At 42.7% G+C, this 26,597-nt stretch carries 21 protein-coding genes, 3 pseudogenes and 1 riboswitch; of the genes and pseudogenes, 4 read left to right on the top strand and 20 right to left on the bottom strand.

Annotated features, from left to right (window positions below; all coding sequences use genetic code 11):
• Positions 1-31: 31 nt before the first annotated feature.
• From GYK50_RS05495 to GYK50_RS05460, 8 genes are all read right to left on the bottom strand, one after another.
• Positions 32-1,375, bottom strand: a complete 1,344-nt coding sequence (locus GYK50_RS05495; protein WP_265088802.1) for an APC family permease — start codon at positions 1,373-1,375, stop codon at positions 32-34.
• A 145-nt stretch (positions 1,376-1,520) separates the two neighbouring features.
• Positions 1,521-1,997, bottom strand: coding sequence for a DUF305 domain-containing protein (locus tag GYK50_RS05490; protein ID WP_068037340.1), 477 nt, complete (start codon positions 1,995-1,997; stop codon positions 1,521-1,523).
• A 95-nt stretch (positions 1,998-2,092) separates the two neighbouring features.
• Positions 2,093-3,184 (bottom strand): copper resistance protein B, encoded by a 1,092-nt coding sequence (locus GYK50_RS05485; protein ID WP_212564403.1) that lies wholly within the window; start codon positions 3,182-3,184, stop codon positions 2,093-2,095.
• A gap of 25 nt (positions 3,185-3,209) precedes the next feature.
• Positions 3,210-4,907, bottom strand: coding sequence for a copper resistance system multicopper oxidase (locus GYK50_RS05480; protein WP_212564402.1), 1,698 nt, complete (start codon positions 4,905-4,907; stop codon positions 3,210-3,212).
• A gap of 67 nt (positions 4,908-4,974) precedes the next feature.
• Complete coding sequence (locus tag GYK50_RS05475) at positions 4,975-5,604, bottom strand: DUF411 domain-containing protein (RefSeq protein WP_071001781.1); 630 nt, start codon at positions 5,602-5,604, stop codon at positions 4,975-4,977.
• Positions 5,605-5,743: 139 nt separating this feature from the next.
• The gene (locus tag GYK50_RS05470; RefSeq protein WP_071001782.1) at positions 5,744-6,310 is read right to left on the bottom strand and encodes a c-type cytochrome; all 567 of its coding nucleotides are present in this window, start codon (positions 6,308-6,310) and stop codon (positions 5,744-5,746) included.
• A 125-nt stretch (positions 6,311-6,435) separates the two neighbouring features.
• A complete protein-coding gene (locus tag GYK50_RS05465; RefSeq protein ID WP_071001783.1) occupies positions 6,436-6,714 on the bottom strand; it encodes a hypothetical protein in 279 nt (92 codons plus the stop codon).
• A 150-nt stretch (positions 6,715-6,864) separates the two neighbouring features.
• Complete coding sequence (locus GYK50_RS05460) at positions 6,865-7,191, bottom strand: hypothetical protein (RefSeq protein WP_071001784.1); 327 nt, start codon at positions 7,189-7,191, stop codon at positions 6,865-6,867.
• Between the two features lie 236 nt (positions 7,192-7,427).
• On the opposite strand from GYK50_RS05460, the gene GYK50_RS05455 reads away from it, so the two are divergent.
• Positions 7,428-8,162 (top strand): heavy metal response regulator transcription factor, encoded by a 735-nt coding sequence (locus tag GYK50_RS05455; RefSeq protein ID WP_025645672.1) that lies wholly within the window; start codon positions 7,428-7,430, stop codon positions 8,160-8,162.
• Positions 8,152-9,705 (top strand): ATP-binding protein, encoded by a 1,554-nt coding sequence (locus tag GYK50_RS05450; protein WP_212564401.1) that lies wholly within the window; start codon positions 8,152-8,154, stop codon positions 9,703-9,705. The genes GYK50_RS05455 and GYK50_RS05450 overlap by 11 nt, the downstream gene beginning before the upstream one ends.
• 286 nt (positions 9,706-9,991) lie before the next feature.
• Here GYK50_RS05450 and GYK50_RS05445 read toward each other — a convergent pair.
• Together GYK50_RS05445 and GYK50_RS05440 are read right to left on the bottom strand one after the other, a co-directional pair.
• Positions 9,992-10,255, bottom strand: a pseudogene (locus tag GYK50_RS05445) (transposase); the annotation flags it as partial.
• A gap of 669 nt (positions 10,256-10,924) precedes the next feature.
• Complete coding sequence (locus tag GYK50_RS05440) at positions 10,925-11,830, bottom strand: LysR family transcriptional regulator (protein WP_197496723.1); 906 nt, start codon at positions 11,828-11,830, stop codon at positions 10,925-10,927.
• A 150-nt stretch (positions 11,831-11,980) separates the two neighbouring features.
• Here GYK50_RS05440 and GYK50_RS05435 point away from each other — a divergent pair, with 150 nt between their 5' ends.
• The gene (locus GYK50_RS05435; protein WP_083328829.1) at positions 11,981-13,045 is read left to right on the top strand and encodes a TIGR03571 family LLM class oxidoreductase; all 1,065 of its coding nucleotides are present in this window, start codon (positions 11,981-11,983) and stop codon (positions 13,043-13,045) included.
• Positions 13,046-13,126: 81 nt separating this feature from the next.
• The gene (locus tag GYK50_RS05430; protein WP_071001787.1) at positions 13,127-13,834 is read left to right on the top strand and encodes an IS1 family transposase; all 708 of its coding nucleotides are present in this window, start codon (positions 13,127-13,129) and stop codon (positions 13,832-13,834) included.
• Between the two features lie 271 nt (positions 13,835-14,105).
• Here GYK50_RS05430 and GYK50_RS05425 read toward each other — a convergent pair.
• From GYK50_RS05425 to GYK50_RS05380, 10 genes and pseudogenes are all read right to left on the bottom strand, one after another.
• Positions 14,106-14,599, bottom strand: a pseudogene (locus GYK50_RS05425) (IS1595 family transposase).
• A 53-nt stretch (positions 14,600-14,652) separates the two neighbouring features.
• Positions 14,653-15,801 carry a catalase family protein gene (locus GYK50_RS05420; protein ID WP_071001790.1) on the bottom strand — a complete coding sequence of 383 codons (1,149 nt, stop codon included), beginning with the start codon at positions 15,799-15,801 and terminating at the stop codon, positions 14,653-14,655.
• 66 nt (positions 15,802-15,867) lie between these two features.
• Positions 15,868-17,430, bottom strand: a complete 1,563-nt coding sequence (locus GYK50_RS05415) for a Dyp-type peroxidase (RefSeq protein ID WP_071001791.1) — start codon at positions 17,428-17,430, stop codon at positions 15,868-15,870.
• A 90-nt stretch (positions 17,431-17,520) separates the two neighbouring features.
• A complete protein-coding gene (locus tag GYK50_RS05410) occupies positions 17,521-18,063 on the bottom strand; it encodes a hypothetical protein (RefSeq protein ID WP_071003634.1) in 543 nt (180 codons plus the stop codon).
• Positions 18,064-18,433: 370 nt separating this feature from the next.
• Positions 18,434-18,760: a transposase gene (locus GYK50_RS05405; RefSeq protein WP_212564400.1), complete on the bottom strand. Its 327-nt coding sequence runs from the start codon at positions 18,758-18,760 to the stop codon at positions 18,434-18,436.
• A 172-nt stretch (positions 18,761-18,932) separates the two neighbouring features.
• Positions 18,933-19,052, bottom strand: a pseudogene (locus tag GYK50_RS12860) (IS630 transposase-related protein); the annotation flags it as partial.
• A gap of 177 nt (positions 19,053-19,229) precedes the next feature.
• Complete coding sequence (locus GYK50_RS05395; protein WP_058023721.1) at positions 19,230-20,912, bottom strand: NAD-dependent malic enzyme; 1,683 nt, start codon at positions 20,910-20,912, stop codon at positions 19,230-19,232.
• Between the two features lie 559 nt (positions 20,913-21,471).
• A complete protein-coding gene (locus GYK50_RS05390) occupies positions 21,472-22,044 on the bottom strand; it encodes a manganese efflux pump MntP (protein WP_071001792.1) in 573 nt (190 codons plus the stop codon).
• Positions 22,045-22,051: 7 nt separating this feature from the next.
• Positions 22,052-22,219, bottom strand: a riboswitch (yybP-ykoY riboswitch).
• 190 nt (positions 22,220-22,409) lie between these two features.
• Positions 22,410-24,794: a TonB-dependent receptor gene (locus GYK50_RS05385; protein WP_212564398.1), complete on the bottom strand. Its 2,385-nt coding sequence runs from the start codon at positions 24,792-24,794 to the stop codon at positions 22,410-22,412.
• Positions 24,795-25,144: 350 nt separating this feature from the next.
• Positions 25,145-26,593 carry an MFS transporter gene (locus tag GYK50_RS05380; RefSeq protein ID WP_071001794.1) on the bottom strand — a complete coding sequence of 483 codons (1,449 nt, stop codon included), beginning with the start codon at positions 26,591-26,593 and terminating at the stop codon, positions 25,145-25,147.
• Between the last annotated feature and the right edge of the window lie 4 nt (positions 26,594-26,597).

Here is a 26,597-nt window from a genome sequence, read left to right as displayed (position 1 = left end):
ACAATTTTCTGTAAACTCTTTGATGTTACTGTCAATGATGGTCTGCAAGCGTATCTTTTTCGATAGCTTTTTTCCTCGCTGAAGATTTCAGGTAAACCTGCTCAGCCACAGCAATCACTACAATAGTGACGACTGCTACGCCAAGTACGAATGGATCTGAGTTTAGTTTAATCCAGACAAAACCGCCGAGAACCAACAGGTCAAGAAGTATGGCCACTATAGGCACCCACATCACCGCCTTTATATCCTGACGAAGGTATCGCAAAACACCCCAATGAATGGCGATATCCATAATTAGATAGAAAACAATGCCAAGCGCTGCAATTCGTGATAAGTCAAATAACGTCGTAAAAGCTAAACCCAACACCACAGTATAGACCAACGTATGTTTTTGAACGCTTCCCGGCATTCCCAAATGACGATGAGGCACCAGCTTCATCTCAGTCAACATAGCAAGCATACGAGAGACTGCGAAGATGCTAGCAAGGAGGCCGCCAGCGGTAGCTACCATTGCGATTGCAACTGTGAACCATAGACCATAGTCGCCAAGTGCTGGGCGTGCGGCGGCAGCCAAGGAGTAATCTTTAGTTTCGATGATTTCGGCAAGAGATAGATTACTAGACACCGCTAAACCGACTAGAGTGTAAATAACTACGCATATTGCGATTGATATTACAATGGCACGGCCGACGTTGCGATGAGGATTTTTTACTTCCGAGCCACTGTTGGTAATCGTGGTAAAGCCTTTAAATGCCAGTATGCCTAGCGCCGTTGCGCCAAGAAAGTCACCAACAGTATTAGTGTCACCTAATGTAGAAGAATCAACTGCAAAGCTATCAGCTAGCCAGATACCAACCAACCCGAATATAAGAATACCGACAATTTTTATAATACCGATAACCGATGCAACCCCCTGAATCCAACGATTACCAAGTAAATTGATAAAGAACGCAGCAAGAATAAGCGCGGCGCCAAGGATGGATACCATGCGACCGCTGTCATCGCCACCGAATAACTGCATAGTGTATGACCCGAACGTCCGGGCCAAAAAGCTCTGCGCTATAACCATGGAGAAATACATCAGCATGGCATTAAATCCAGTCGGTAAACGATCTCCGTATGCCTGATGCAGGTACATTGCAACACCGCCAGCCGACGGGTAAGCGTTAGAGATTTTGATATAAGAATAGGCACTAAAAGAAACAACGATTGCGGCGGCTAGAAAAGCAAGTGGGAAAAGCGAACCCGTCATCTGAGCCATCTGACCGGTCAGAGCGAAAATACCAGCACCGATCATGACACCGGTACCTAGCATAACTGTTCCTGATAATGTCAAACTATCCTTCTGATAGCGAGTCGTTCTATCTTGTTTCATACTTATTCGACCTTAATCTATTTCTTCGTAGAACTTCAGTTTTACAGGTTATTTTTGAAGTAAGGAGTAGGTATAGTTAGAATTAAAAGACGCGATATAGTAAATAGTTTTTAAAGAAGAGCTTACTTATTGGTATCATAATATATTATTCCAACTCATCAATAAGTGCTTGCATCTCACCGATTTCACGCTTTTGTGCTTCGATAATGTCATCAGCAAGCTGACGTACACGTGGATCTTCGATATCAGCACGCGAACTGGTCAAAATAGCAATCGAGTGATGCGGTATCATCGCCTGCATCCAATCCACTTGATCGACCGTTTGTTGTGATCTAACGCCCCAAAGACCAAAGGCAAATAAAACTACGCTAACCCCATAAACCATCAAGTTTATCTTGGTTTTTTTATACATATTAGTCATAAAGGCGAGCATGATAATTGCCATTACCGCGCCCATATACAGCGCCATATAAGCTCGGGTTTCACTAAAGTAAATATGATCCCACTGATAGGTGTTAAAATACATCATGATAAACATCACCACTGTCGATGTTAAAATCATGATTGTGAACTTTACATAAGGGTTCATTTGCTTCTGTTTATTATCCATATGGTTATTCATATTCTTGTCCTTAATTTAGTAAAAAGGCACCTAAATAAAGAGGTGCCTTTTTTTAGAGCTAGTGTTATAAACTGTTGTTACTTACATGGTTAACACTAGAACCAAAACATCACACCAGCAGTCAGACTATTAGAATCAACGGCTACGTTTTCTTGGCGGCGTAAGTCTCGTGCATCCCCTAAGGCTGATGCATAACTAAAACCAACGTAGGGTGATAATTGACGACTTAGGGTTTCATAAGCTAACCGAACTTCAGTTTCAAGCTCATTAAAACCTTTAGTAATACCGTTGTCAGTATCATCTTTACTGAAAGCAGTCAACTGCACTTCTGGTCTGACCACCCAACGCTGAGCTAAGCGCCACTCGTACGCTGTACCAAGATCAAGCTGGACTTGTCCATCAGTATAGAGATAGGCTCTTGCGTCAGTCTCAACAAAGTACGGCGCTGTACCGACAATGCCAGCCATGATTGCGGACTTATCGTTTTCAGTATTATAAGCGACACCTGCTTCTCCGTTCCAATAGATACCGAGAGGCTTCCAGTAAGCGAGCGAGGTCAGACTATCGATTTCTTTATCATCGTTAGTTTGAGCACTACCCTCACTGCGTAGAGTGACACGATTACTATCAGTACCGTACCACGTATCAAACTCAAAATCGATTTGGTCATTCTCAAACTGATAGCCCAAAGTTTCTACTGACACACCCCATAACGGTAAGCTATCCATCATCACAGGCTTACCATACTGTCCATAGTCAACACCATTTGAGTAGTCGGGACTACGAGCATTAGGAGGTGGTTCGCCGCCTTGCATTCCAGACATATCCATATTCATACTGCTATGATCCATACCTGACATATCCATGCCACTATGATCCATATCTGACATGTCACCTGACATATCCATACCACTGTGATCCATATCCGACATATCGCCTGACATATCCATACCACTATGATCCATATCCGACATATCGCCTGACATATCCATGCCACTATGGTCCATATCTGACATATTGCCCGACATATCCATGCTGCTGTGATCCATATCTGACATATCCATACCAGACATGTCCATACTGCCATGATCCATGTTCGACATCTCAGCAGCGTTTGCTAAAGGTGACATTAGTAGCATCAAAGATGACATGCCAATAAACGGTAGACCTACTTTATATATTTTCATAATAAGGCTCATATTCGAAGGTTTATTAAACAACGGCAACTTCTCTAAACATCCCGGCTTCCATGTGATAGAGCAAGTGGCAATGCCATGCCCAGCGACCAGCTTCTCCTGTGACATCAAAGCTAATTTTTTGAGCTGGTTGCACCATTATCGTATGTTTGCGAACTTGAAAATCGCCATCAGGCGCGCGCAAATCGCTCCACATACCATGCAGATGCATAGGGTGGTTCATCATAGTGTCATTGACTAAGGTAATACGCACACGCTCGCCCGGTTTGATATTAACAGGCGGTGCGTCCTTAAACATAATGCCGTCTAACGCCCAGATATAGCGCTCCATATTACCGGTTAGATGTATTTCAATCTCTCTGGTAGGTTTGCGCTGCTCGGCCATTATCTCATCGCCGACAGAGCGCAACTGACTATAATTCAAAACCTTTCTATCAATGTTACGCAAATTAATACCCGGATCATCGAGATTCATCCGTGGACTATCGACGCGCATATCTGTCTTAAAGTCATATTCGGTCTTAGCATGACGGGCATCATAGCCATTAGCACCCATAGCCCCCATCATATCGGACATAGTTAGCCACTCAACATCATCCATAGCAGGTATGGCAGCGCGAGCGCCTCTTTTAGTGGCAAGCGTGGTTGCGACAAAGCCGGTGCGATCGATGTTTTGAGCAAATATGGTATGCGCGTCTTTAGTGGGCGTCACGATGACGTCATAAGTCTCGGCCACCCCGATACGGAAGTCATCGACATCAACGGGCGCGACATCAATCCCATCCGTCGCGACGACTTTCATTTTTAGGCCGGGGATGCGTACATCAAATATCGTCTGCGCGGAGCCATTGATAAAGCGTAGTTTGACAGGCTGTCCAGCCTTGACAAGTTGCGTCCAGTTAGCCGCTGTCGTTTTACCATTCATAAGATAAGTAAACGTGGTCTCACCAGATAAATCAGTAAAATCAGTCGGCATCATGCGCATCTGGTTCCACACTTTACGTTTATCATAAGCCGCTTCTAAATCCGTTGCTGCAATATCAGATAACAGTTTTTTAAAATCTGGCAAATGGTAATTATCAAAGTCAGCACGCTGCTTAAGCAGTTTTAGCAGATTATGCGGATCGCGATGCGTCCAATCACTAAGCAGGATAACGTGATCTTCCTCGATAGGGTAGCGTTCGCGCCCTTTAGGTTCAATCACAATAGCCCCCCGCATACCGGTCTGCTCTTGGAAGCCAGTATGCGAGTGATACCAATAAGTGCCTGACTGTGTCAGTTTAAATTTGTACGTGAAGGTGCTACCCGCAGGAATACCATCAAAGCTGATACCCGGTACGCCATCCATCTCAAACGGCACTAAGAGGCCATGCCAGTGAATAGAGGTCGACTCATTCAGCTGATTATGGACTCGAATGGTGACCGTATCGCCTTCTTGCATCTTAAGCGTTGGTGCAGGCAGTGAGTCATTTATCAGCGTTGCCATGCTTGACTTGCCGTTGACCGTTATCATCTTCTCACTGACATAAAGATCAAATTCATTACCCGTTAGTATAGGTACAATGTGATCGGCTCTATCACTATTGACTACAACATTTTGGCTTTTAGTTAAAGCACTATTAGCCATCGTCGGTAGTGTGGATAGCATCGACGCGCCGAGCAAGGTGGATGACCCTGTCAAAAAACGCCTGCGGTTAAATCTGTTTTTATTCATAATATTGACCTAAGTTAATCCATGAAATGAGAGTTGAACTTATATATCTGATAACTTATTAATAGAACTACATCTGCTGCGCTGGCGACTCAATAGCCGCATACACTTGAGTGCTGCCATCCTTGTTCAATTGCATGACTTTATAGGGCATAAATTTATCTTGATATTCCATGCCCGGACTACCAACTGGCATACTCGGTACCGCAAGACCGATGGAATCAGTTGGCGGATTCGCTAGAAACTGTGCCATGTATTTGGCAGGAACGTGACCTTCAAAAACATAACCATTAGTAGTGACGGTGGTATGACAAGAGCGCATTTGCTGCGGGACACCGTAACGCTCTTTAAATAAAGATAAATCTGTAACGTCTTGCGCAGTTGCGCTTAGACCATGACCTTCGGCATAGCCTACCCATTCTTTGCAGCAGCCACAATTAGCATCTTTGTAAACTGTAGCCGAGACGTTTTGTAGAATTGTCGACCCAGTACCTGAATTAGCACTGACAGACATCATTTGCGGTTGTGGTTGCTCTATTTGAGCACTTTTGGTGGCAAACGCTGGCTCAGTTTGAGTAGAATTTGAAACACTAGTATCGGGCTGACTACAAGCCATTACTGTTGACGTTGCTACTAGTAAAAGAGCAGAAGCTGATACCTTTTTATGTCCATTGCCCATTATATTTATATAGCGTCTCATAACTTACTCCTAAGCGTCTGCTTATCTGTTGAACCTTCTAAAGATTTATACCCTATAACTAAGTGTAGTATAGGCAAAGTTTAAATCCCAAAAGGCAGCACTATTTAGCACTGCGCTTTTATAAAGGAATATGGAAGAATTAATGCTGCATTCCAGCTCCACCTTCTGACATATCCATCATGTCATCATCCAGTCTAGTGGTTAGCATGGTATACTGATTCTCATTTAACTCAGGTAGTGATCTAATAAAAGCGACCATTGCCCACATTCTATCGTCGTCATGAGAAGCACCCCATGCTGGCATGCCTGATGCCATAATACCGTGCTTAATCGCCCAAAAACTTTGCTGAGCTCCTGCATCCGTTTTATAACGATCAACTACTTGCGCATTAGTGAAATTAGGTGGCTTAGGGTATAGGCTCTCACTAAAATCAGTGCTCTCTACCCCAGGAGACAAATGGCAGCCTGCGCACATATCCTTATAGTCCGCGCCCCCAGAGCTGATATCGACCTTCTCTAAGTCTGGTACCACAATATCTTTACTGGCATTTGCTATGGAACGATTGCGAGCGGTTTCCAAGAAATTATAAACCAATGGACTATGTCCTTGATCAGCGCCAATATTAATGACACCACTCATAACCACAGTAAAGACACCAACAATAGCGACCACGACAGTGAAAAGTACTCCTAGTAAAAACTTCATGGGTTTATCCTATAATCCATTTTCTTTAATACCCTACTCTTAGCGTCTACAAATATTTCCTACAAACCCTTATTACTGATTGATGAAACTATCTAGCAGTAATAAAGGATTTATAAAATCAATGTTTAAGAGTCACTTTTATCTGTTACGCAGTGCTTTTGATACATTTGCTTCATTTTACCCATGTTAGCCATCATCGCTTTCATGGCAGGATCGTTCATATCCATTTTGCTATGATCCATTTTTTGCATCATTTGCATATGCTTTTGCATTTTTTCACAGTTCATCTGATCTTTTTGCGCATGCATTTTTGGATCATGCGCCATAGCTGAGGTTGAAACGACTAGAGCGACGGCAGTGGCTACGATTGCTTTAGGTAAAGACTTTGATTTAAAGAGTGACATGGTTAATCCTTAATTGATTTAGTTGAGGGTACATAAAGCTTTAGGATATTAATTCAGTCTAAAGCATAACCAGTCTAAAGCATAACTTATTGATTCTGACAGAGAGATGACAGCAAGATGACAATATTGTCATCTTGCTACTTTTATATTTTAATCCGGCACGTATTCATTTAGTATGGCATCAGCATTTCTATCACGATCGCTACCATATTTTTTTATAAAATACTTTTCAGACTGCAGATGTTGATTTTGATGCTGAACTTCGCAAGCGACTCGTGCATCAACATAGCTTTTCATTTGAGCATCAGACATCTGCGCGTTATTGTGATCTAGATTTCTGGCAAACGTAGTTAAGTTATCGCAATTATCGATAATTGAAGTGCTTAGATTGGTAGTATGCGCATTAGCTGCTGATATACCGATAAGCATCGAAGCGGATAGCAGCACCACTTTTTTGAATGAACGATAGCTTTTCATATAACATCCTTAATAAATTATTAAATATTGAAACTAATTACCTGTAGTAATAATTCATAGTAGCTACACGTATCAAGAATGTCAAGAATGAGCCGCTATGTACTATAGGTATAGATTAACAAACGAAGACTGACCATTTGATGACGAGCGCATGACATCTTTGTCAGATACCAGTCCGTTTTGTCATTTATATTGATTTGGGTATTATAAAATCATAATTATATTGAAGGATTACTATGAAAGTACTACTAGTAGAAGATGAATTAAAACTCGGCGAATATGTAAAAAAAGGCTTAAGTGAAGCAGGCTTCATTGTTGATCATCAGCTGACAGGTTTAGATGGCTACCATGCTATGATGACTGAAGAGTTTAGCGTGATACTCATGGATGTTATGCTGCCTGATGTTAGCGGTTTTGAGCTAGTACGTAATTACCGAGCGGCTGGCAAGCATACGCCAGTTTTATTTTTAACCGCAAAAGATGATTTAGATGACAAAATCAAGGGGATTGAGATTGGCGGTGATGATTATCTGACCAAACCTTTTGCCTTTGCAGAGTTAATAGTCAGGATAAAAAGCTTATTACGACGCGCCAATCAAGCCGACTATAAAAGTACGCTCATGCAAATAGCGGATCTCAAAATGGACATTGCCAAGCGCACTGTACATAGAGGAGACACGCCCATTAAACTAACCGCAAAAGAGTTCTCCCTATTACAGTTTCTATTAGAGCGCCGCGGTGAAGTATTACCACGCTCAATCATTGCTTCACAAGTATGGGATATGAACTTTGATAACGATACTAATGTGATTGATGTGGCAATAAGACGTCTGCGTATAAAAATAGACGATGAGTTTGATACCAAGCTAATTCATACTGTGCGTGGCATGGGCTACCGATTAGATGCTGTCGACGTTTCAGCTAGTAATAAAGCTGCCAGCGAAACGGAAGATAGCCAATATGATAAATAGATTGGACAATCGACGCTTACCCTTACTATGGCGAACTGTGTTTTTATTGACGATATTTGTCGTTTTATCGCAGTTGATAATCTATATCTGGGTACAGCACTCTGTTAAAAGCCATTTTGAGCAAATGGATGCTGAAATCATTACCCACGCAGCCTTTAATCTACGTAAGCGCGTAACAGAGGCGGATAACCAAATAGCCTCTCAGACACTACCTAAGCCTCAAAGTCCATCAAACACTCAACAACCGCTAAGCTCGAAAGCTTCTTCAAATCTACTTCCTACAATAGCCACAGAAAATGATGATCACCTGCATTCATCAGCGCTAGATTACGATCTAAAAACTATCATTGCTGATAAAGAGGGGCGATTGCTATCTAGTACTCCCAAAAACTTTGCTAATGAATTAAGTGCCGACTTTAACCTATTATCATTACAGCAAAATCATGATGACAGACAGTTTGTAATAAATATTAAAGACAGACGTTATCGAGCTATGGTTATTGGAGACGATGACATGCTTGCCCTTATCGCCTTACCCATTGACGTGCATCATCAGTATTTATTACAGTTTAACCGTCAACTTAGTCTGATCCTATTTGCCATCACACTACTGTTGGTTTCAATAGCAGCCTTAAGCGTGTATTGGGGTTTTGCCCCTTTATCCACTATCGTGCAAAGGATGAAAGGTATTCATCCTGAAAGATTGAGCGAAAGAGTAATAGTTAGTGATATGCCATTAGAGCTAAGACCTTTAGCAGAATCCTATAACTCGATGATGGCTAAGCTTGAAAGCAATTTTGAGTCGTTGTCGCGATTTTCAGACAATATCGCGCATGAGCTACGCACGCCAATAGCGACGCTGATTACGCAAACGCAAGTCATGTTAAATAAGCCTAGAGAGGAAGAGGAATATGTCGAACAATTACATCAGCAACATGACACCTTAGAGCAATTATCGGCGATGATTAACAACATGCTACTGCTAGCAAAAACCCAAAAAGGACTGAGTAATTCGCAAGTGACTACTGTAGATACTGAGGTCCTAATCAATAAGCTGTTAGATTACTTTGAAATGATTGCCGAGGATCGTAAAATAACTTTTGTAAAATTAGGAGATTTTAAGGCAGTATTAGGCGATGAAGGTTTATTGCAAAGGCTATTTGCTAATCTGCTATCAAACGCGATCTACTACGCCGCTAGTAATAGTGTCATCACAATATCAGCCACTGTCAACACTCCAAATACTTCCGTTAATACTTATAAGATGCTTGAAGACGATCAAAGTAACACTCAAACCGCGAAGCAATCTTGGCTAGAGATAACTTTTACTAATCTTCTAGAAAAACCGTTAAACCAAAGCGAAGCAGATCGATTGTTTGAGCGCTTTTATCGTCATGATAAAACTAGCCAGCACCACTCAGGCTCAGGTTTGGGTTTATCTATCGTTCAGGCTATTGCTAATGCTCATAAAGGGACGGTCAATATCACTATCAAAGATGAGTATTGTTTTGAAGTTACTGTAGGATTATTGATTGCTAAGTAGCATACACCTCAATATCCTAGTGTTCAAAATATTAATAATATGTAGACCTACTATAGGTCTATTTTATTTTGATAAGTCGAAAAGGCTCTGAATGCTATTATTCATATAGTGTATAAGGCTAGATTACGAAGTCTAGTTTTCTTAGGTGATGTTGTTGATATGGGGGTTTGATAAAGGCGTACTTTACTAACTGCCACTTCGGGCATAGCCCTACGCCTTGCGTCACTAAAACAGTCTCCCAGACTGTTTCTTAACGTTCCTCATTCGCGAAGTACGCCGTCGCATTTTTTAGTATTTCACGCTCCTCTTCAGCCACTTTGAGCTGACGCTTGAGCTGCTTTATTTCTTGAAGAGCACTCATAAGGTCAGGATCATATTGCTCTGTGCCGACAAGCTTGCCTTGATTGGATTTGTTATTCCAGTTTGAGAGCGTTTGCATGGCAATACCAAGCTGCTTTGCAGTCGCTGAAATATTGCCATTATTATCTGCTATTTTCTTGACAGCTTCGGCTTTAAATTCGTCACTATAAGTTCTGATTTTCTTGGTCATGGTAAACTCCTGTTATTGTGCTTAGTTTACCAAGTTTAGCTCTACGTTTTATTCAGCATAGCTCAGGCAGCTTAATTCCATTTATAAGGTGTCTTAGGTTTGGGAGGGTTACCCATATTTATTTAATGTGTAAATATTAGCTAAATATTTACAAATAACTTCCCAGTCATAATAACTGTTTACTCTTAACTCATTAATATACATTTATTCATCCAGACAAAAGACTTCTTTTTTAGATTATATCAACTAATGATATTATTCATAGTAAACACTAAGCAGCTCAAACCTGATAAATGTAAATTAGCAGCCTAATATAACAAAAGATAACAATATTTTTTATGAATAATATATCTTCAGGATCAGCTATCTAACTCATAAGATTGTTGGTATAAATGTTGGTATAATAAAATTAATATTTATAAATATCTTTTAATATCAAAAACTTAATCAATAAGTATGGTTGATACTGGCCACCACATTCAAACCCTTACAAGTCAATGACTTGTAAGGGTTTTTTATTGTCTAAAATTTATGTGACTGCATGGATGTAATTAATTTTTGGGGCTGTAGTAGATAAGCACTATGCTAGACTACTTTTATGAAGAAAACCCTCCCTAAATTAGATACGCATAATATTCTACTGCTTTTCACAATATCACCATCTACAGTTTAACCTATCAAACGCTGTGCTAAAAAATTCACCAACACGCCAATTTTTACCACATTACGGCTAGTGGGCGGATACACCAAATAAATCCCGTCATCTGTCGCCAAAGACGGGGTCACTTGCCAATCAGACAACACCTGTACCAACGCCCCAGACTGCAACGCTTTCTCAATCAGCCAATTAGGTAAATGGCTAATCCCTTGTCCATCAAGCGTGGCTTGTTTCAGCATTTCTATATTATTACCCATCAAATTCCCTGTCACCCGCAAACTTTGCGTTTTACCCGTTTGATGGAAATACCACTTTGACGCATAGCCTTGATACATAAACGGCAAACAATTATGCTCGGCTAATTGTGACGGTGTTTGTGGTATTCCATGCAATCGTAGATAATCGGGACTGGCACATAACAGCCGTTGCTGAGAGGCAATAAATTTTGCTACCAAGCGGTCATCCTCCACACGCCCTAACCGCACCCCTACATCATATTTCTCATTAAATAAATCTACAAATTCATCACTGGCAAATAGCTCCAATTCAATTTTTGGGTATAAATGGGCAAATTCGGCAAGCAATGGGGCGATTTTTTCAATCCCATAGGCACTGGGAAAAGTAAGGCACAATCGCCCTTGTGGCTCAATTTGCTCCTCTTTAATCGCTTCATTTACCTGTTGTAATTCAGCTAATATCGGCTCAGTCTGTTGTAAATAACGCATCCCTGCATGGGTCAAATCCAAATGTCTGGTTGAGCGATTCAATAGCTTAACTTGCAAGGATTGTTCTAAGTTATCAATTTGCCGAGTGACAGACGACACCGCCAGCCCAAGCTGACTTGCCGTGGCAGTAAAGCTATTAGTATTCGCCACATGGTGAAAAATAGTGAGGGCATAGAAGTAATTGATGGTCATGGGTTTGTTAGCAGTTAAGTGTATTTTTGAATAAACATATTTTTGCAAAAAAAGCAAAACTGTTTCCAATTTTACCCCAATTATCATTAAAAACAAAAGCATTATACTAGGGCTATATTTTTTAATGCTTAATTTAACGGAGTAACTCTCATGACCACAAGCTCACAAACTGCTGTACCAAACCTCTCTGTTCTTGGACAAGACAATAGCCAATTACTTCACACCGCTCAGACGAATGAAAATATAACCCCGCAACAAAAACAACTACCCCCTCATCTTGCCAATCACCCTGCATTTAGTGAGGTGTTTCAAGCGGATAAACTCACCTTGGGATTGATTGCCCCGTTTAAAGGCTATCCCAATAGTCCGATTCCGAGCTTAGAAGACTTTGGGGAAACCGCTGTCTTGGCAGAACAGCTTGGATTTTCTGCACTATGGTTGCGAGATGTGCCATTTTATGACCCAAGTTTTGGCGATGTTGGACAAGCATTTGACCCCATGGTTGCCATGGGCTATTTGACTGCGAAAACCCAACGAATTGCGATAGGTTCAGCAGGCATCGTTGCACCTTTGCGGAGTCCCATTCATATCGCCAAAGCCTCAGCAAGTACGGCAGTATTAAGCAATAATCGCTTTATTTTGGGGATGTCGAGTGGCGATAGACCTGTGGAATACCCTGTGTTTCAGCAAAACTTTGACAATCGTGCCGAGCGTTTTCGAGAAAGTTGGGACATGATTCGTGCCTTAACCACCCAAAAATTTCCGCAGTTTAAAGGGCAACATTATGGGGATTTAACAGGCAATATTGGCTTTATCCCTACCCTTGAACAACGCTTACCGATGGTTGCTATTGGTCGTGCCAGACAGGAACTAGATTGGCTTGCTAATACTGCCGATGCGTGGATTTGGCATGGGGTAAACCCAAAAGATACCAAAAACATTGTGCAAACCTTGGCGGATTTAAATCAAGATGACGCTTGGCATCCTTTTGGTTATGCCAATTTTGTCGAACTTAGTGAGAAGCCGAATGAGCCTGCTCAATTATCTCGCAATATTTATCTACGAGGCGGGTCACATAGTTTGCTGGAATTTTGGCAAGAGCAGAAAGAACAAGGCTTATCTCATGTCGCCATTAATTTAAAGCCTACCAAACGCCCTGTCAAAGAAACGTTGCAAGACTTAGCAGAAAATGTGTTGGCCAAATTAAACCAATAAAAATGGGGGTGGTGTATCAAAAAGTATGCTGGGGTAATAAAGGAAGGGTGACAGCCGAAGCAAGATGATATATTTGAGGTTATGAAGACACAAATACAGATCAATTGCCCCGACTGTCTTAGTCACAGTCTTAGTCTAAAGAAAAATGGTATAAAAAGCTATGGCAAGCAGAACTACCAATGTAAGGACTGCAAACGACAATTCATTGATGACCATGTCTTAAACTACCAAGGCTGTTACTCTCAAATAGAAGACATCTTACGGCTGATGACTGCTCGAGGCTGCGGTGTTAGAGACATAGCCATCATTACCTCGGTGAGTATTGGTAAAGTGCTCAGCACCATAAGCTCATCCGTTTATAAGATCCTGCCTAATAAGCGCTACTATGAACGCTTAGAAGTTGATGATTTTTGGACTTACGTATATCGTAAGAAGCGTAAAGTCTGGCTTATTTATGCTTATGACCGGGCTACTAATGAGATTGTCGCTTATGTTTGGGGCAAACGCGACTTAAAAACAGCTCAGAAACTAAGAGCGCGTCTTAAGCAACTTAAAGTGAGCTATGACTCTATTAGCATGGACAATTGGGACAGTTTCATAACGTCCTTTAAACCAGATAACAAACAAGTTGGCAAACAGCATACGATAGGTATTGAAGGCAATAATTGCCGTCTTAGACACCGACTAAAACGAGCCGTTAGAAGAACCTGTTGTTTCTCTAAGAAGCTCGATAATCACTTAAAAGTGTTTGATTTGGTATTCTTTTATATCAATGATGGCTATGTCTGATGTCAGCATACTTTTTAGAACACCACCGATACTTTAAAGGTATTAATTCTAAATTGTAGATTTAACTAGGGTGTGTTGACAATTACCGTCAATGGATAATCGTCGCTGCTAAATAGATATTAGCAGCAAACGACTCATCCGTTTTTTCAGCACGCATGGCAATTTTCTTGCATCTCTGCGAGTATAAGCCTTATCTGTTTGCTCAAACAAAAAATCCTAATACCACGATGAAAAGTGGTATTAGGATTTTTTTAGGGGCTGTCCTAGATAACTAGTTTAAACCCTGTTTAACCCATTGTTTTAATTGTAGTAATTGCGACTTTGGGTCACTGTGATTAAAACGCCACTCACATTCCTTTAAATAGAGGTGAAAATGCTCTTTTGGAACTCCGTTAAACTTACGTAGATGCCGTTTAGCTTGGTTCCAAAAGTTCTCTATACCATTAATGTGATTCTTATCATTAACAAAGGTTTTGGAGTGGTTGATACGATAATGAGTAAACTCACTGACATCTAATGCGTTATAGCTTTTAAATGAGTCAGTATAAACAATGCTATCAGGCTTCACTTTTTCTCTTATGATGGGGATCAAAGTATCTGCTTTAGCATTGGGTATAATACAAGCGTAGACCTTGCCATTACGCTTTAACTGGCTGTGGTTTTATTAACACCGATTAGGCTTGCTGCTGTTCTCGCGGTAGAACCAGCAACAAATAACTCGATGAGTCTGTTTTGTTTATACCAACTTAGTTTACTCTTTCTCATAGTGCTATCCTAAATAATTTTACTTATCTAGGACAGCCCCAAAAACAATTAGTCTAAAAAAAAGACTTAGCAAACGTCTCCTTTAAACTCTTTGGCTCACGGCGCTTGACGTCGTTGAGTTTATGGCGAGTCTCGGAGGCGACTTGATAGGCCTTGAGACGCGACTGTTGTAAGTTTCCGATAGGACGGTTCTCTTCAAGACAGCGAAATGGGGTAAAGGATAGATTCTCCATAATCTCAAAATTACCGTCATCTGGTACGTCTTGGCAAGGAAGGGTTAAACGCGCTACGGTGACAAAGGGCGTATCCGACTCTTGCCACTGCGTCGTAATCTCTTCAATCGGCTGCTTTTTGAGATTACGGCATAGCTGAATCTGGATATCAAACTGATAATCATGTTCGCGTATCTCCTCGACGATAAGCGGTCGCAGCGCCTCTTCGCGGGCGTCGACATCGACATCACGGCGCGTGACTTTTTTGACAGAAGAGGCTGTTGGCGTTGCCCGTATCTTTGCCATATAATCACCATGACGCACCACACCTTGCGAATGAAAGTCGTATAACAAGGTATTTTTTGGTTCAATCCTCGTAAAGCCGCCGATAGCTTTAAAGGTTTTAATCGACTCTTTGGTTGGTAATCTTGAGCCGTAATTGGTCAGCCAGTTAAACGCCAACTGCGCTTTACCGATCGCGCCCTTCTCCGTGTATTTAGGTAATTCCAAAAACAGTCTTGAGAGATAGGTATACTCCTCAATTCTATTGCAAAAGAACACCGGATGATTGATAAAGTTATAATCAAAGGTCGTACTGTCCTCCTCACCGGGAGCGAGCTTCTTACCCGGTACGTCAAAAACTTTAATCGCGAGACCTTGAGCAAAGCCCAACTTACGATCAGCGAATACTCGAGATGAACCGTTGGACAAACGAATCACCGCATCATGAATGCCCGCTTTAGCATACAAACCTTGCGCGTACTCTTTGGGAATATCATCTAATATCTCAAACTTGGCTTTTAGTGCGCAGTACCCCTTGGCATGGGCATCACGCGTGTGATAATCGATATTACTGGCTTTATCACTACGCGAAATATAGCTTTTGATATCGTCGGTAATAGTACGAATGTTTTTTTCGTCCTCAGCACTTAATTCGATATATTTTGGATCGTAGGGGACGTATTTGGGTTTAAATAATTTTTTTAGCATTATATTTCCTAATTTTATTCATGATTATTATTGTTAAGTGGTGACTATTACAAATGGTACTGAGAGTTAAGACAGCTCGCTAATCCATTTTAGCGCCGATAAACTCGGAATAAAAAAGTACTCGCCGCCGTGCAAGGTATTAAAGGTTTCAATACCATGGTAGCGTTTGCGAATTGGATCAGCCGGAACAGTAAAGGTATCTGCATCGCTGTCTTTATCACTTCCTCCTTTATCACCAAAGTGCAAACCAACCATAGGATCTTTTTCTTCGCCTAAGCTCATAAAGTTGCCATCGTTGATCCACTGCGATTGCAAGAACTCAACCGTCTCCATGGCATGAGCATTAATACCAATAAAAAACAGACCGCGATCTTTGCCATCGTCCTCTATTACATCGGGTGGCACAACTTCACCAAAGCCCACGCTACGTCTAACGATACGGTGAATACGCACATCGGATAAAATAAAATCTTCGCTATCGCGTGGGTTCATACGCCTGATATGCGCGCCAAACGGACACTTTTTACCGTAAGGATCGTCTTTATAACCAAAGTCGTTATTGCGGCTAGGATCATCGCCAAGCGCTTTATCATCATGATCGGGAGACAAAACGAGCGGCGCGCCTGAACGCCAGCGTCCCCACATTTTTGCACCTAGCAGCTCCGCCTCTTCTTCGCTGTCGGTATTATCTTTGCGGTATTTATTAAAAGCAGCAACATGGCTATGATAAGCACGTAACACCATAAACGAGCCGTTCTTGCCTAAGACTTCAGGCTGCGGCATAGGCGCAACCAGCCCTGCCTCCCCTTCGTAACCGAGCACAAACTCCCCTGCGGCAATAGGATCGCCGTCATGGTTCGAAGGCGTCTGAATACCACTGCCTTGAATCTCAGGATTACTGATACCGTCACGATACCCAAAGACGTTTTTGACGTTGTCATTTGAACCAAAGTCCTGCTCGATTAGGATTTCTACATCACCATTAGCAGGATTGTCCACATCGATATGATCGGTAAGATTATCTCGAAGCTCGTCAAGTTTGGCCTGCCATTTATCTTTAGTATCAGCGATAATAGCCGCGCCCACATGGATATCACCCTTATCCCCAAAAGGTGCCATCCAATTCTCAGGGGCATTAACATCAAAATCGCGCAACTGCTCAGCACGCGCTGCCATACCTGCTTTAAAAGACTCAGGAAAGCTATCAAGTGATGACTGCGGTACACCTAACGCTTGTAGACCCTCGTAAGTCATGACGATAGACAGCGTGGCTTGCATGTCTTTGTGCCAGTCTTCACTACCGGTTACATGAGGCAACACCTGCGCTAGCATTTGTTTGCCAACGTCAGCATTATTGATTTTTAGTGCTACTACCGTGCCAAAATATGGGGCGGGACGCTCACGTAGGACGATAGATTGAATATCTTTTAGCTGCATGGTGACGAGATTGGGGTTAAAGACCCCGCGCGCCCTACGAGCCATCATCTCAATACCGTCACCGACTTCCTCTTTCACGCCTTTAAGCCACGTCTCAAAATCGCTGTTTTCGATGCGATTGCCAAACTCATCTTTTAAGTCTTGCAACTTATCGGTCAATCCCGTTAAAGGTTTGTTATCATCATTACTCATACATCGCCCTATTCATTTTTTATCGTTATTAAAGTATGACCGTATCAAAGCCTTGAAATTTATGCGTTTAAAAATACAATGTCTAGAAAATTAGTTTGTTTGCGCTTCATCTAAAGCTTTATTGATGCCTTTAACAATACGCTCATGACGGCGAATATCTTGTACCGTCAGATGCGGGACGCCTACGTACCAGCCTGCAGCAGTAATCTGATGATCAAGAATAAACTGCTTAACACTTGGGTCTTTGATACCCGGCCAGCCCTCGACATTGCCGAATAAAATATCCATGAGTTCAGGAATTTTGGTGGCGAAATCATCAATATAAGGATCCCAGTCGCCGTCATAAGCGGTGCAAAAAAGCACTCTTGTATCATTATCTAAAAAGACGAAGCGCAAATCGTGCAAAGTGCCTACCCTTGTCGCGCCTTTTAGATTGCCCCCTGCTATTTTTAGAATCTCTTTGAGACGGGCAGCGCCGCCGTCTTTTAGCGGTGCGATAACGGTAAGCTCGGATACTTTGCCTGACTTTAGACCTTTCTCGCCGGCGCTAGAGATTGAGTGATCATAACCATCATTGCCGCCCTCTTTTAAATTCGCCACTAACAGATCTGCCCGCAGTTTAAAGGCATCCATAGACTCAGTGATTTTATCTTTCAGATCTTCTGAATTATCGATAATCCGCTCTTTATTATTGTTTTTACTCATAAGTCTTTCCTATATGATTGCTGTTGAGCTATTACCATAGCAAAAACGGTAAAAGGCTCAAGTAATAGCGGACTAATCACACAAAACAAAACATAGATTTAACAATAACGTTTTAAATTGCAGCAGTGTTACAAAAATAGACGGCGCACTTACCGGTGCAATAAATCTTGGTCGTACTTATTAAGTCTTTAAAAGCATGACTGTTTTTGTACTCGTTATTAAATACTAAAAAAGCTTGGCTACTCTAGGTAACCAAGCTTTGAAATCATACTTCGAGTTTTTATAATTATTTATATAGTCAGTTCAAAATAAAATTGTTATGGTTAGGACAAACATCATAAAACAATTTGGATAAGTCGTTTTCCATCCAGCCTTGGCGTAGAAACTTTACTTGTGCCCATTTCTTTTCAATGGAATTCAGATCAGGGCTGTATGGTGGCAGCCATAGAATACGATGACCATGCCTATTCAGTAGCTTTTGAATACGCTTACTCTTATGAAATCTGGCATTATCCATCACAATCAAGCATTTGGTTTTAAGACTTGGGATTAGCTTGTGTTTGCACCAGTGATAGAAGACGATGCTGTTGATGTTTGTCTCAAAGTAATCTAGGGCAAACAGCATCTTTTCATACAGAGCACCGATAACGTTGGTTCGCTTTTTACCTTACCAGTTGTAGCTATCGATACAAGGCTTACCAATCGGTGCATAACCATGAGAGCGAATGGTCTGACTCTCAAAGCCGCGCGCGTATATATAAACGATGGGGTAGCCTTGCTGCCTAAAGCTATAAAGCTTACTGTGGTATATCGCTCTTTTGATCGGACAGGCTTTTGGATGTTCTAAAGTCTTTTTTTTGACTGATACCAAGCCGCTTTAGGGCATGATGAATGCCTGTTTTACTACAGTTCAAACGGAAATACCCCCCAAATTTAAAACACCAAATAAGTAGAACTAAGCTGCCATTATACTATCGATATCCTTCCAATTTTCTTGCATCTCTGCGAGTATAAGCCTTATCTGTTTGCTCAAACAAAAAATCCTAATACCACTTTTCATCGTGGTATTAGGATTTTTTTATATCTTTTCTATATTAAAAAGAAGTACGGCGATAGTGACGGTATTCAGGTAACCAAAAGTTTGCCTCTATTCTGCGTTGTAAGTTTTCCGCGGTATCAGGTAGTGCCAGCTTATCTTCAACCGCTTGCACTGCTACGGCATAGGCTATTTTTTCACTAATCTCTCTGATCACTTTGATTGGCGGTAGTATAGCACCCGGTGCTTTTTGGTACTCCATAGAGATATCTGCAAGGGCTTGGCTTGCCGCCATTAGCATATTATCACTGATACTTGTCGCCTGAGCCGCCAAAACGCCAAGACCGATGCCTGGGAATATATAGCTGTTATTACACTGAGACACCTCAAAGGTCTGGCCATTGAAGGTCGTGGGAGGAAAAGGACTGCCTGTTGCAATGATGGCTTTGCCACGACTCCAGTTCATCACTTCTTGCGGTGTTGCCTCAACACGAGTTGTTGGGTTTGACAGCGGTAATACAATTGGATGTTCCGTATTGGCGCATAACGCTTCGATGACCTCTTGGGTAAACAGACCTTTTTGGCCACTGACACCGAACAATACCGTCACACCGCCTTGCTGAACGACTTGTGCCAAACCGAGCTTGTTGCTCTTGTCCCAATGCGCAATGTCTGATTCTTTTTGTACCAATGGTACTTGGAATTTTTGTAGCTCGGTCATGCTGTCGGTCAACAGACCATAACGATCCACCATAAATACTTGGCTACGTGCTTGCGCTTCAGTCAACCCTTCACGCTGCATTTGGCGAACAATATGTTCGGCGATACCACAACCTGCCGAGCCTGCGCCCAAAAACGCGATTTTTTGCTCGCTTAATTTTTGACCTTTATTCAAGCAAGCAGCAATCAAGGTACCGACCGATACCGCAGCTGTCCCTTGGATATCATCATTGAAACAGCATAGCTGGTCACGATATTTATTCAATAATGGGGTGGCATTTTCCTGTGCAAAATCTTCAAACTGCAATAACGCTTCTGGCCAACGGCGTTTAACGGCTTGAATGAATAAATCCACAAACTCATTATACTCATCGCCAGAGATACGTGGGTTTCTCCAGCCCATATACATAGGATCGTCAAGGAGCTGTTGATTATTGGTGCCGACATCTAACAAGATTGGTAAGCAATACGCTGGGCTAATACCACCGCACGCCGTGTATAAAGACAACTTACCGATTGGAATGCCCATACCGCCAATACCTTGGTCTCCAAGGCCCAATATACGTTCGCCGTCAGTGACAACGATCACTTTGACGTTTTGTTTGGTGGCATTTTGCAATATATCATCAATTTGATGGCGCTCAGCATATGAGACAAATAGCCCCCGTTTACGGCGATAGATTTGCGAGAATTTTTCACACGCTTGACCAACTGTCGGGGTATATATGAGCGGCATGATTTCTTCAATGTGCTGCTCAACCAAATGATAAAACAAGGTTTCATTGGTGTCTTGAATATTACGCAAATAGATATGCTTGTCCATATCACTCGTGAATGAGCGCAGCTGATGATAAGCACGCAATGATTGCTCTTCAATCGTCTCAATATTATGCGGTAGTAACCCAGTTAAATTAAAGCTATTGCGCTCTTCTGCTGAGAAGGCACTGCCTTTATTGAGTAAAGGGGTCTCTAAAAGAGCGGGGCCAGCAACGGGAATATATAAGGGACGCTTATTTGACATGATAAAATATTCTTCTTAAGGGCATATGAATGAAAACTGTATTAGGGCTGCATTATACATAGCATCGACTGCTATTTAACAATATGTAACAAAATCATTTTAAACATGTATTTTTTTAGAGATCTTTATCATTATGCATTCCATCCTGATTCGCATCCAATCGCTGACAATATATAATTGTCTTGATAAACAATTGCCCAATTGATATAGCAGATATATACTCTTATAAAAGCATATATTTGTAAGGGAGGCTAAATTGTTTATTAATCATAAAAGATGTCCGAAATGTGATACTAGCCTCAAACGTTCTGATTGGAGCTGTAGCCACTGTGGTAACCAAAATTTGACGAATTGGATGCTCACTTTGCCTATGTGGGGCATTGGCATTTTTATCTTCATCATGATTATTCTATTGATGATTAACAATTTTTGTAGTACTGAGATGTTCCGTTCATTTAGCAAGAGTTATGGTGTTATGTGCTGATTATAGACATAAAAAAGCCCAGCTATATCAATAGCTAGGCTTATATTTATCAAGTAGCTCATATCTATCAAGTGACTAAAGATGACTAAATAAAATCCATGTACCGATGGCAATTAGCATCACACCACCAAATATTTCAGCTCTGTGACCGATTATGGAGCCCAACACCTTTCCTAACATCACCCCTAGCGTGACCATTATCGTAGTCGCTAGACCAATCAGACCTGCCGCCAGCAAAATATTGACCTTGACAAATGCTAGGCTCACACCGACAGCCATGGCATCGATGCTGGTACCAAATGCAGTCAAAGCAAGTTTGAAAACAGAATGTCTCGATAGCACTTCTGCCGTTTCATCACTTGGCTTCAGTCCCTCATACAGCATGTGCAGACCGAGCGTAAAAAGTATGACAAACGCGACCCAATGATCCCATGCCTCAATAAAAGACGCATCTATAAAGGATGTGGCAGAGTGACCAATTAACCAACCAATAATCGGCGTGATCGCTTCAATGGTGCCAAAAATAACACCCATTCTGAAGGCTTCGGTAAAACGAGGGTTTTTAAGAATTGCTCCTTTACTGATTGCCACAGAAAAGGCATCCGTAGACATAGAAAAAGCAAGTAATAGAAGTGCGATAGGATTCATGTGATTTTCTCTGGTCGAGTATAGAGTCCACGACATAGCCACACCCCCGACCTGCAGTGTAGATATATCGATGGTCTCGCCAACCGAGAGGTGTTCGCACCATGGCATGTGGCCAAGTGTGTTGATACGAACGCTTTCGCAGTACGAAAGCAGGCTACTCCCCAAAGAGTGCTTAGATTAGCATTGATACGCTATAAGTCAATCATAAAATACTAAAGAAGAATTTTACACCTGATAAAGCGTGAAGTTGGAAACGCTAGCAAATACTCTTGGAGCAGATGAATGATTTAGAGAGTTATGAACATAAAGAAACCCTTCACGCTAAATTTTCATAGCATGAAGGGTTTTTTAATGCGTGGCGCTTTTTAGTAATCCACGGTATAGCTCAAGCCGTAAGTTGTCCCTGAAGCAGGCAAACGGTTTAAATCGCCAAAGGTCGTTTGATGATACACGGTCTGATAGTCTTTGTTTAAGATATTATACACGCCGTAGCCCATACGGCCGACAGGCAGTTTGACTTGCCCAAGCACATCAAAGGTCGCATAGCCTGTTAATGGCTGCGCACTCGCGTCTGGGTCGTTCTGTTGGTCCTTATAAGCCTTGTCGCTACCGCCGACTGCCAGCGCTTGCAAGCGAATATTGCTGCCTTCGCTAAAGTTATACTGCGCGTATGCCGTGCCTTTGAGTGGCGTCAGGCGTACTGCATCCAGCTCCAGCCAGTCGCCGTCTTTTTTGTATTGCCCGCGGGTATAGGCAAGGCTGCCGCCAAACTGCCAGTCTTTGTTCAAATCATGCGTGAGCGAGGCTTCAGCGCCGTAAATACGTTCGTCCGTATCGACGACTTCAACGGTATAGTCGTTGGTAAAGCGTACGGTTTTGTCTGAGTCGTTATAAAAACCGCTAACCTTTGCGCTGGTATCACCGCGCTTACCTTGCCAGCCCAGCTCGTAGTTATTGATAGAAATGGGCTGAATATTGTCTGAGTTGACCACAAATCCAGCACGCACGTCACGTAAGGCGCGCTGCACGTCAGCCGTGGTAAAGCCTTGCGAGAAGTTAGCAAAGACTTGGTCATCATCGGTCAACTGATAGCTGGTACCAAGGTTAAACAGCACTTTGTCGTGCTTACTGCTACCCGCCTCAACCGCGCCTGCTTCGTAATCAATACCGTAAGCGTCAGCAATATCACTGATGCCATTGGTCGCAAAATAATCCGCCAATAGCTGCTCATAAATGGGCACAAAACGGTCGGTATCCGATTTGATGTTTTGATAGCGCACGCCAGCGCTGGTGTGCCATTTGTCGGTCATATCCACATCGGCATTGACGAACGCGCCCCATTTATCGATAGTGGTTTTTGGTCCGCCGTTATAGCTCAGACCATTACTTGTTGAAGTCAAGCCATTACTTGCAAGAAAAGTAGTCAGGTCTTGGCCATAATAGGTCTGCTCACTCTCTTCACGTTCAAAATCCGCGCCATAGCTGAACAAAGTATTTTTACCCATGACATCGGTTTCAGTCTGCATAGCGGCGCGCAGTCCCATCACCTCAATATCCGCTTCAGACTGCGTAACTACGACCGATGCACCCAATAGCTTTCCTAAGGTGTCTGCATCGGTTAAACCATTATTTACCCAAACGTCTTTGGCTTGACTAGTAAATGATTTTCCTGACGGATAAAAGCGTGCTTTTTCGTCACGATAATAGCCTGTCAGACTTAGGTTAGAACCCAAAAAGTCACTGTCATTATAGTTTAGGTTGACCGAGCTTTTGGTATTGTAGGGTTGATTTTCGATTTTAGCACCGTCAATAGCACGCAATGAAGGCGTAGTTCCTTCTTGGAGCACGGATAGATTATCCCCATAATCAACGCCATAATCGGTGTCTTGCTCGCTGTCATAATAGGTCGCCGCAAGATTCATGGTCTTGGTATCGCTAATATCAAAGCCAAGGTTGGCGTTGACGCTAATAGTATCGGTGTCTTGGTTGTCGGTTTGGTTGGCATCAGGGCTGATGCGGTCGCCATGACTGTCAAACTTGCCACCTGTGGTCTCGTAGTCTACATCGACATTACCATACACGCGCTCGCCGCCGTAGCCGATGCTTTGTCCCACATGATAGCCGAGCGAGTCGGATTTAAACTCGCGGCTGCTGTTAATGCCAAGGCGCGTCTGTCTTGTCAAGCCATAACCTGCCGTTGATTTGGTCACGATATTAATCAGACCGCCTGCTGCCCCCGCGCCATAGATGCTGGTCGCACCTGAGAGCACTTCGACGCGCTCAATTTGCTCAGGGTCGATGCTGTTTAGCTCGCGTGATAAACTGCGCGAGCCAGATAATGGCACGCCGTTGAGCAAATACTGTACAGGACGCCCGTGCATGGTCGTGCCGTAGTTACTGACCGAGCCGCTACTCACGCCAAGGCTGGGCACGAGCTGGGCTAAGATGTCCCCAACCGTGCGGTTACCTGTCGCCTGCGCCTGAATGTCCGCCTCATAAATCACTTGCGTGACAGCAGGCATTTCACTAATTTTCTGTGCCAGCGCTGTGCCTGTTTTGGCATTGGCACTAACTGTAATAGCATCTAAAGTCACACTAGGTACATCGCTTGATGATGCATTCGAGGTCGCCGCAGCGGTGGCCTGCACACCTGATGCACTTTGCACTGAATTGGCATTGGTTTGGGCGTATAACTGCTGGCTGATACAAAGGGTAAGAAGAGATAGAGCAACGTGATGGTGGCTTTTCATAATTACTTCACTTAGGTTGTTTCACTTAATTGGATAGGTGGACAGTGATATGCGTTATATTTAGCAAATGATACTGTGTGTACTAACTTTGTAAATGATATTCTAAATGATAATGATTTTTATTTCTATAAGTATTTACAAATAGGTTTTTATAAGTAGCGAGTGACCATGTTGACTGACTTACTGCAATTACCGTCCGTTTCTTTGGTAAATTTGGCGAAATGGTTATACAGTGACATAAGCGGCTTGTCTCAAAGTTTGTTCAAATAAATAGATAAAAGGGATAAGCCTTCAAGCAGATCGTCATTGACACCGGTAATCTACATACTGCCCAACTATGAAGTTGATCGTTATGGCGCGCGGGGTAATTTGCAGGCAGAAGGAAGTGTGAACAATAGCATCAACGCGATTATTACCAGTATTTCTTGGATAGCGCTTGCTATGCCAACATCACTACCTGCGGCTAGTAGCTGCGCGCTTCGACTATGGATATAAAGGGTTGTCAACGTGATAACGATGGTAGAGATGATACGGCGACTGATATTATTGAGTGCAGCTCCCTCAGTGACCGAGTCTTTAGGTAAGCTACTAAAACCCACTGTGGTGGTTGGCAGATACGCCAAACCCACGCCGACACCGCGCACACTCATCGTCAATATGAGTAGCCAAAGTGTGGGCTGGTACAAACACCATGCGAGCATCAAAGTAGACAGCGCACTAATCGTGATACCCGCCATACCAACCCCTCGCGCACCGCGTTTGTCTACCCGCTTGCCAGCATAATACGTGGTGATACTGGCGACGAGCGTCGCAACCATCAGAACGACGCCTGTCCATAAAGCGCTTTCACCCATCACCTCTTGAATCAATATCGGCAATAATAAAAGACACAGCATCAAGCCTACTGTTTGGGTGATACTAATGACATTACTGTGCAAATAAGTTTTATTGTCGAACAAACCCACATTTAGCAACGGATGGCTCTGACGACGCTCATACGCCCACCAAGCCACGGCTGACAGCAAAAATAAAATAGACAATGCGCCTAATGCCACTATTTTTAACAAATCATCGCGGCTTGAGATACCGTGAGTAAAATCTATTTTGAGGGTGCTCAGCCAAATCATCATCGCCAGTAGCCAGATGATCAAACTGACAAACCCTACCGTATCAAAAGGGCTTGCGGTGTCATGCGTGCCTCTATCAAGTTCAGGTATCAATCGCCACACCATCGCCATAACGATCACACTAAGGGGTAATGTAACGGCAAACAGTGTCCACCATGCAAACTGATCAACCAAATAAGCACCAATCAAAGGACCAAATGCCAAGGACATCATAATAACGATGCCCCATAGCGCCATTATCCTACCGTGCTGCTGCTTTGGGTAAATCTGATACAGCATACCAATTGAGAGCGGAATAATCAGCCCACCACTCAGCCCTTGTACGGCTCTCGCCATGATGACAAAGCTCATATTAAACGCCATCATACCCATGACCGAACCGAGCATAAACCCAAGTACTGCCGCCAAATAGACTGGCTTAGAAGCAAACCTTTTGTTTAAGTAACCGCTCAGCATGAGCCCCACACTCATGGCCAACACATAAGCATTTAGTACCCAGCCGCCAAGCACGATATCGACGTCAAACACTGACATAAATACAGGAATGGCTGGGTTGAGCGCGCTGTTACTAAAGCTGATGACCGTACCAGCGAGCAATAAGGTCACTAGTACCCGCCGTACTTGCTCATCGCTCAAGCGCTGATCCCTGCTATTTTTATGAGCGTCATTCATAAGC

This window comes from Psychrobacter pacificensis, from assembly GCF_018336615.1.
Classification (GTDB): domain Bacteria; phylum Pseudomonadota; class Gammaproteobacteria; order Pseudomonadales; family Moraxellaceae; genus Psychrobacter; species Psychrobacter pacificensis.
This window is presented reverse-complemented; position numbering and strand designations above follow the sequence as displayed.

What these genes read in the sequence shown, in the direction of transcription:
- GYK50_RS05460 (WP_071001784.1), bottom strand. Translation starts at nt 7,191, where the DNA reads ATGAAAAGCTATCGTTCATTCAAAAAAGTGGTGCTGCTATCCGCTTCG.
- GYK50_RS05455 (WP_025645672.1), top strand. Translation starts at nt 7,428, where the DNA reads ATGAAAGTACTACTAGTAGAAGATGAATTAAAACTCGGCGAATATGTA.
- GYK50_RS05475 (WP_071001781.1), bottom strand. Translation starts at nt 5,604, where the DNA reads ATGAGACGCTATATAAATATAATGGGCAATGGACATAAAAAGGTATCA.
- GYK50_RS05470 (WP_071001782.1), bottom strand. Translation starts at nt 6,310, where the DNA reads ATGAAGTTTTTACTAGGAGTACTTTTCACTGTCGTGGTCGCTATTGTT.
- GYK50_RS05440 (WP_197496723.1), bottom strand. Translation starts at nt 11,830, where the DNA reads ATGACCATCAATTACTTCTATGCCCTCACTATTTTTCACCATGTGGCG.
- GYK50_RS05430 (WP_071001787.1), top strand. Translation starts at nt 13,127, where the DNA reads ATGAAGACACAAATACAGATCAATTGCCCCGACTGTCTTAGTCACAGT.
- GYK50_RS05480 (WP_212564402.1), bottom strand. Translation starts at nt 4,907, where the DNA reads ATGAATAAAAACAGATTTAACCGCAGGCGTTTTTTGACAGGGTCATCC.
- GYK50_RS05385 (WP_212564398.1), bottom strand. Translation starts at nt 24,794, where the DNA reads ATGAAAAGCCACCATCACGTTGCTCTATCTCTTCTTACCCTTTGTATC.
- GYK50_RS05450 (WP_212564401.1), top strand. Translation starts at nt 8,152, where the DNA reads ATGATAAATAGATTGGACAATCGACGCTTACCCTTACTATGGCGAACT.
- GYK50_RS05405 (WP_212564400.1), bottom strand. Translation starts at nt 18,760, where the DNA reads ATGCTGTTTGCCCTAGATTACTTTGAGACAAACATCAACAGCATCGTC.
- GYK50_RS05410 (WP_071003634.1), bottom strand. Translation starts at nt 18,063, where the DNA reads ATGGATGCCTTTAAACTGCGGGCAGATCTGTTAGTGGCGAATTTAAAA.
- GYK50_RS05490 (WP_068037340.1), bottom strand. Translation starts at nt 1,997, where the DNA reads ATGAATAACCATATGGATAATAAACAGAAGCAAATGAACCCTTATGTA.
- GYK50_RS05395 (WP_058023721.1), bottom strand. Translation starts at nt 20,912, where the DNA reads ATGTCAAATAAGCGTCCCTTATATATTCCCGTTGCTGGCCCCGCTCTT.
- GYK50_RS05420 (WP_071001790.1), bottom strand. Translation starts at nt 15,801, where the DNA reads ATGCTAAAAAAATTATTTAAACCCAAATACGTCCCCTACGATCCAAAA.
- GYK50_RS05485 (WP_212564403.1), bottom strand. Translation starts at nt 3,184, where the DNA reads ATGAAAATATATAAAGTAGGTCTACCGTTTATTGGCATGTCATCTTTG.
- GYK50_RS05380 (WP_071001794.1), bottom strand. Translation starts at nt 26,593, where the DNA reads ATGAATGACGCTCATAAAAATAGCAGGGATCAGCGCTTGAGCGATGAG.
- GYK50_RS05390 (WP_071001792.1), bottom strand. Translation starts at nt 22,044, where the DNA reads ATGAATCCTATCGCACTTCTATTACTTGCTTTTTCTATGTCTACGGAT.
- GYK50_RS05465 (WP_071001783.1), bottom strand. Translation starts at nt 6,714, where the DNA reads ATGTCACTCTTTAAATCAAAGTCTTTACCTAAAGCAATCGTAGCCACT.
- GYK50_RS05415 (WP_071001791.1), bottom strand. Translation starts at nt 17,430, where the DNA reads ATGAGTAATGATGATAACAAACCTTTAACGGGATTGACCGATAAGTTG.
- GYK50_RS05435 (WP_083328829.1), top strand. Translation starts at nt 11,981, where the DNA reads ATGACCACAAGCTCACAAACTGCTGTACCAAACCTCTCTGTTCTTGGA.
- GYK50_RS05495 (WP_265088802.1), bottom strand. Translation starts at nt 1,375, where the DNA reads ATGAAACAAGATAGAACGACTCGCTATCAGAAGGATAGTTTGACATTA.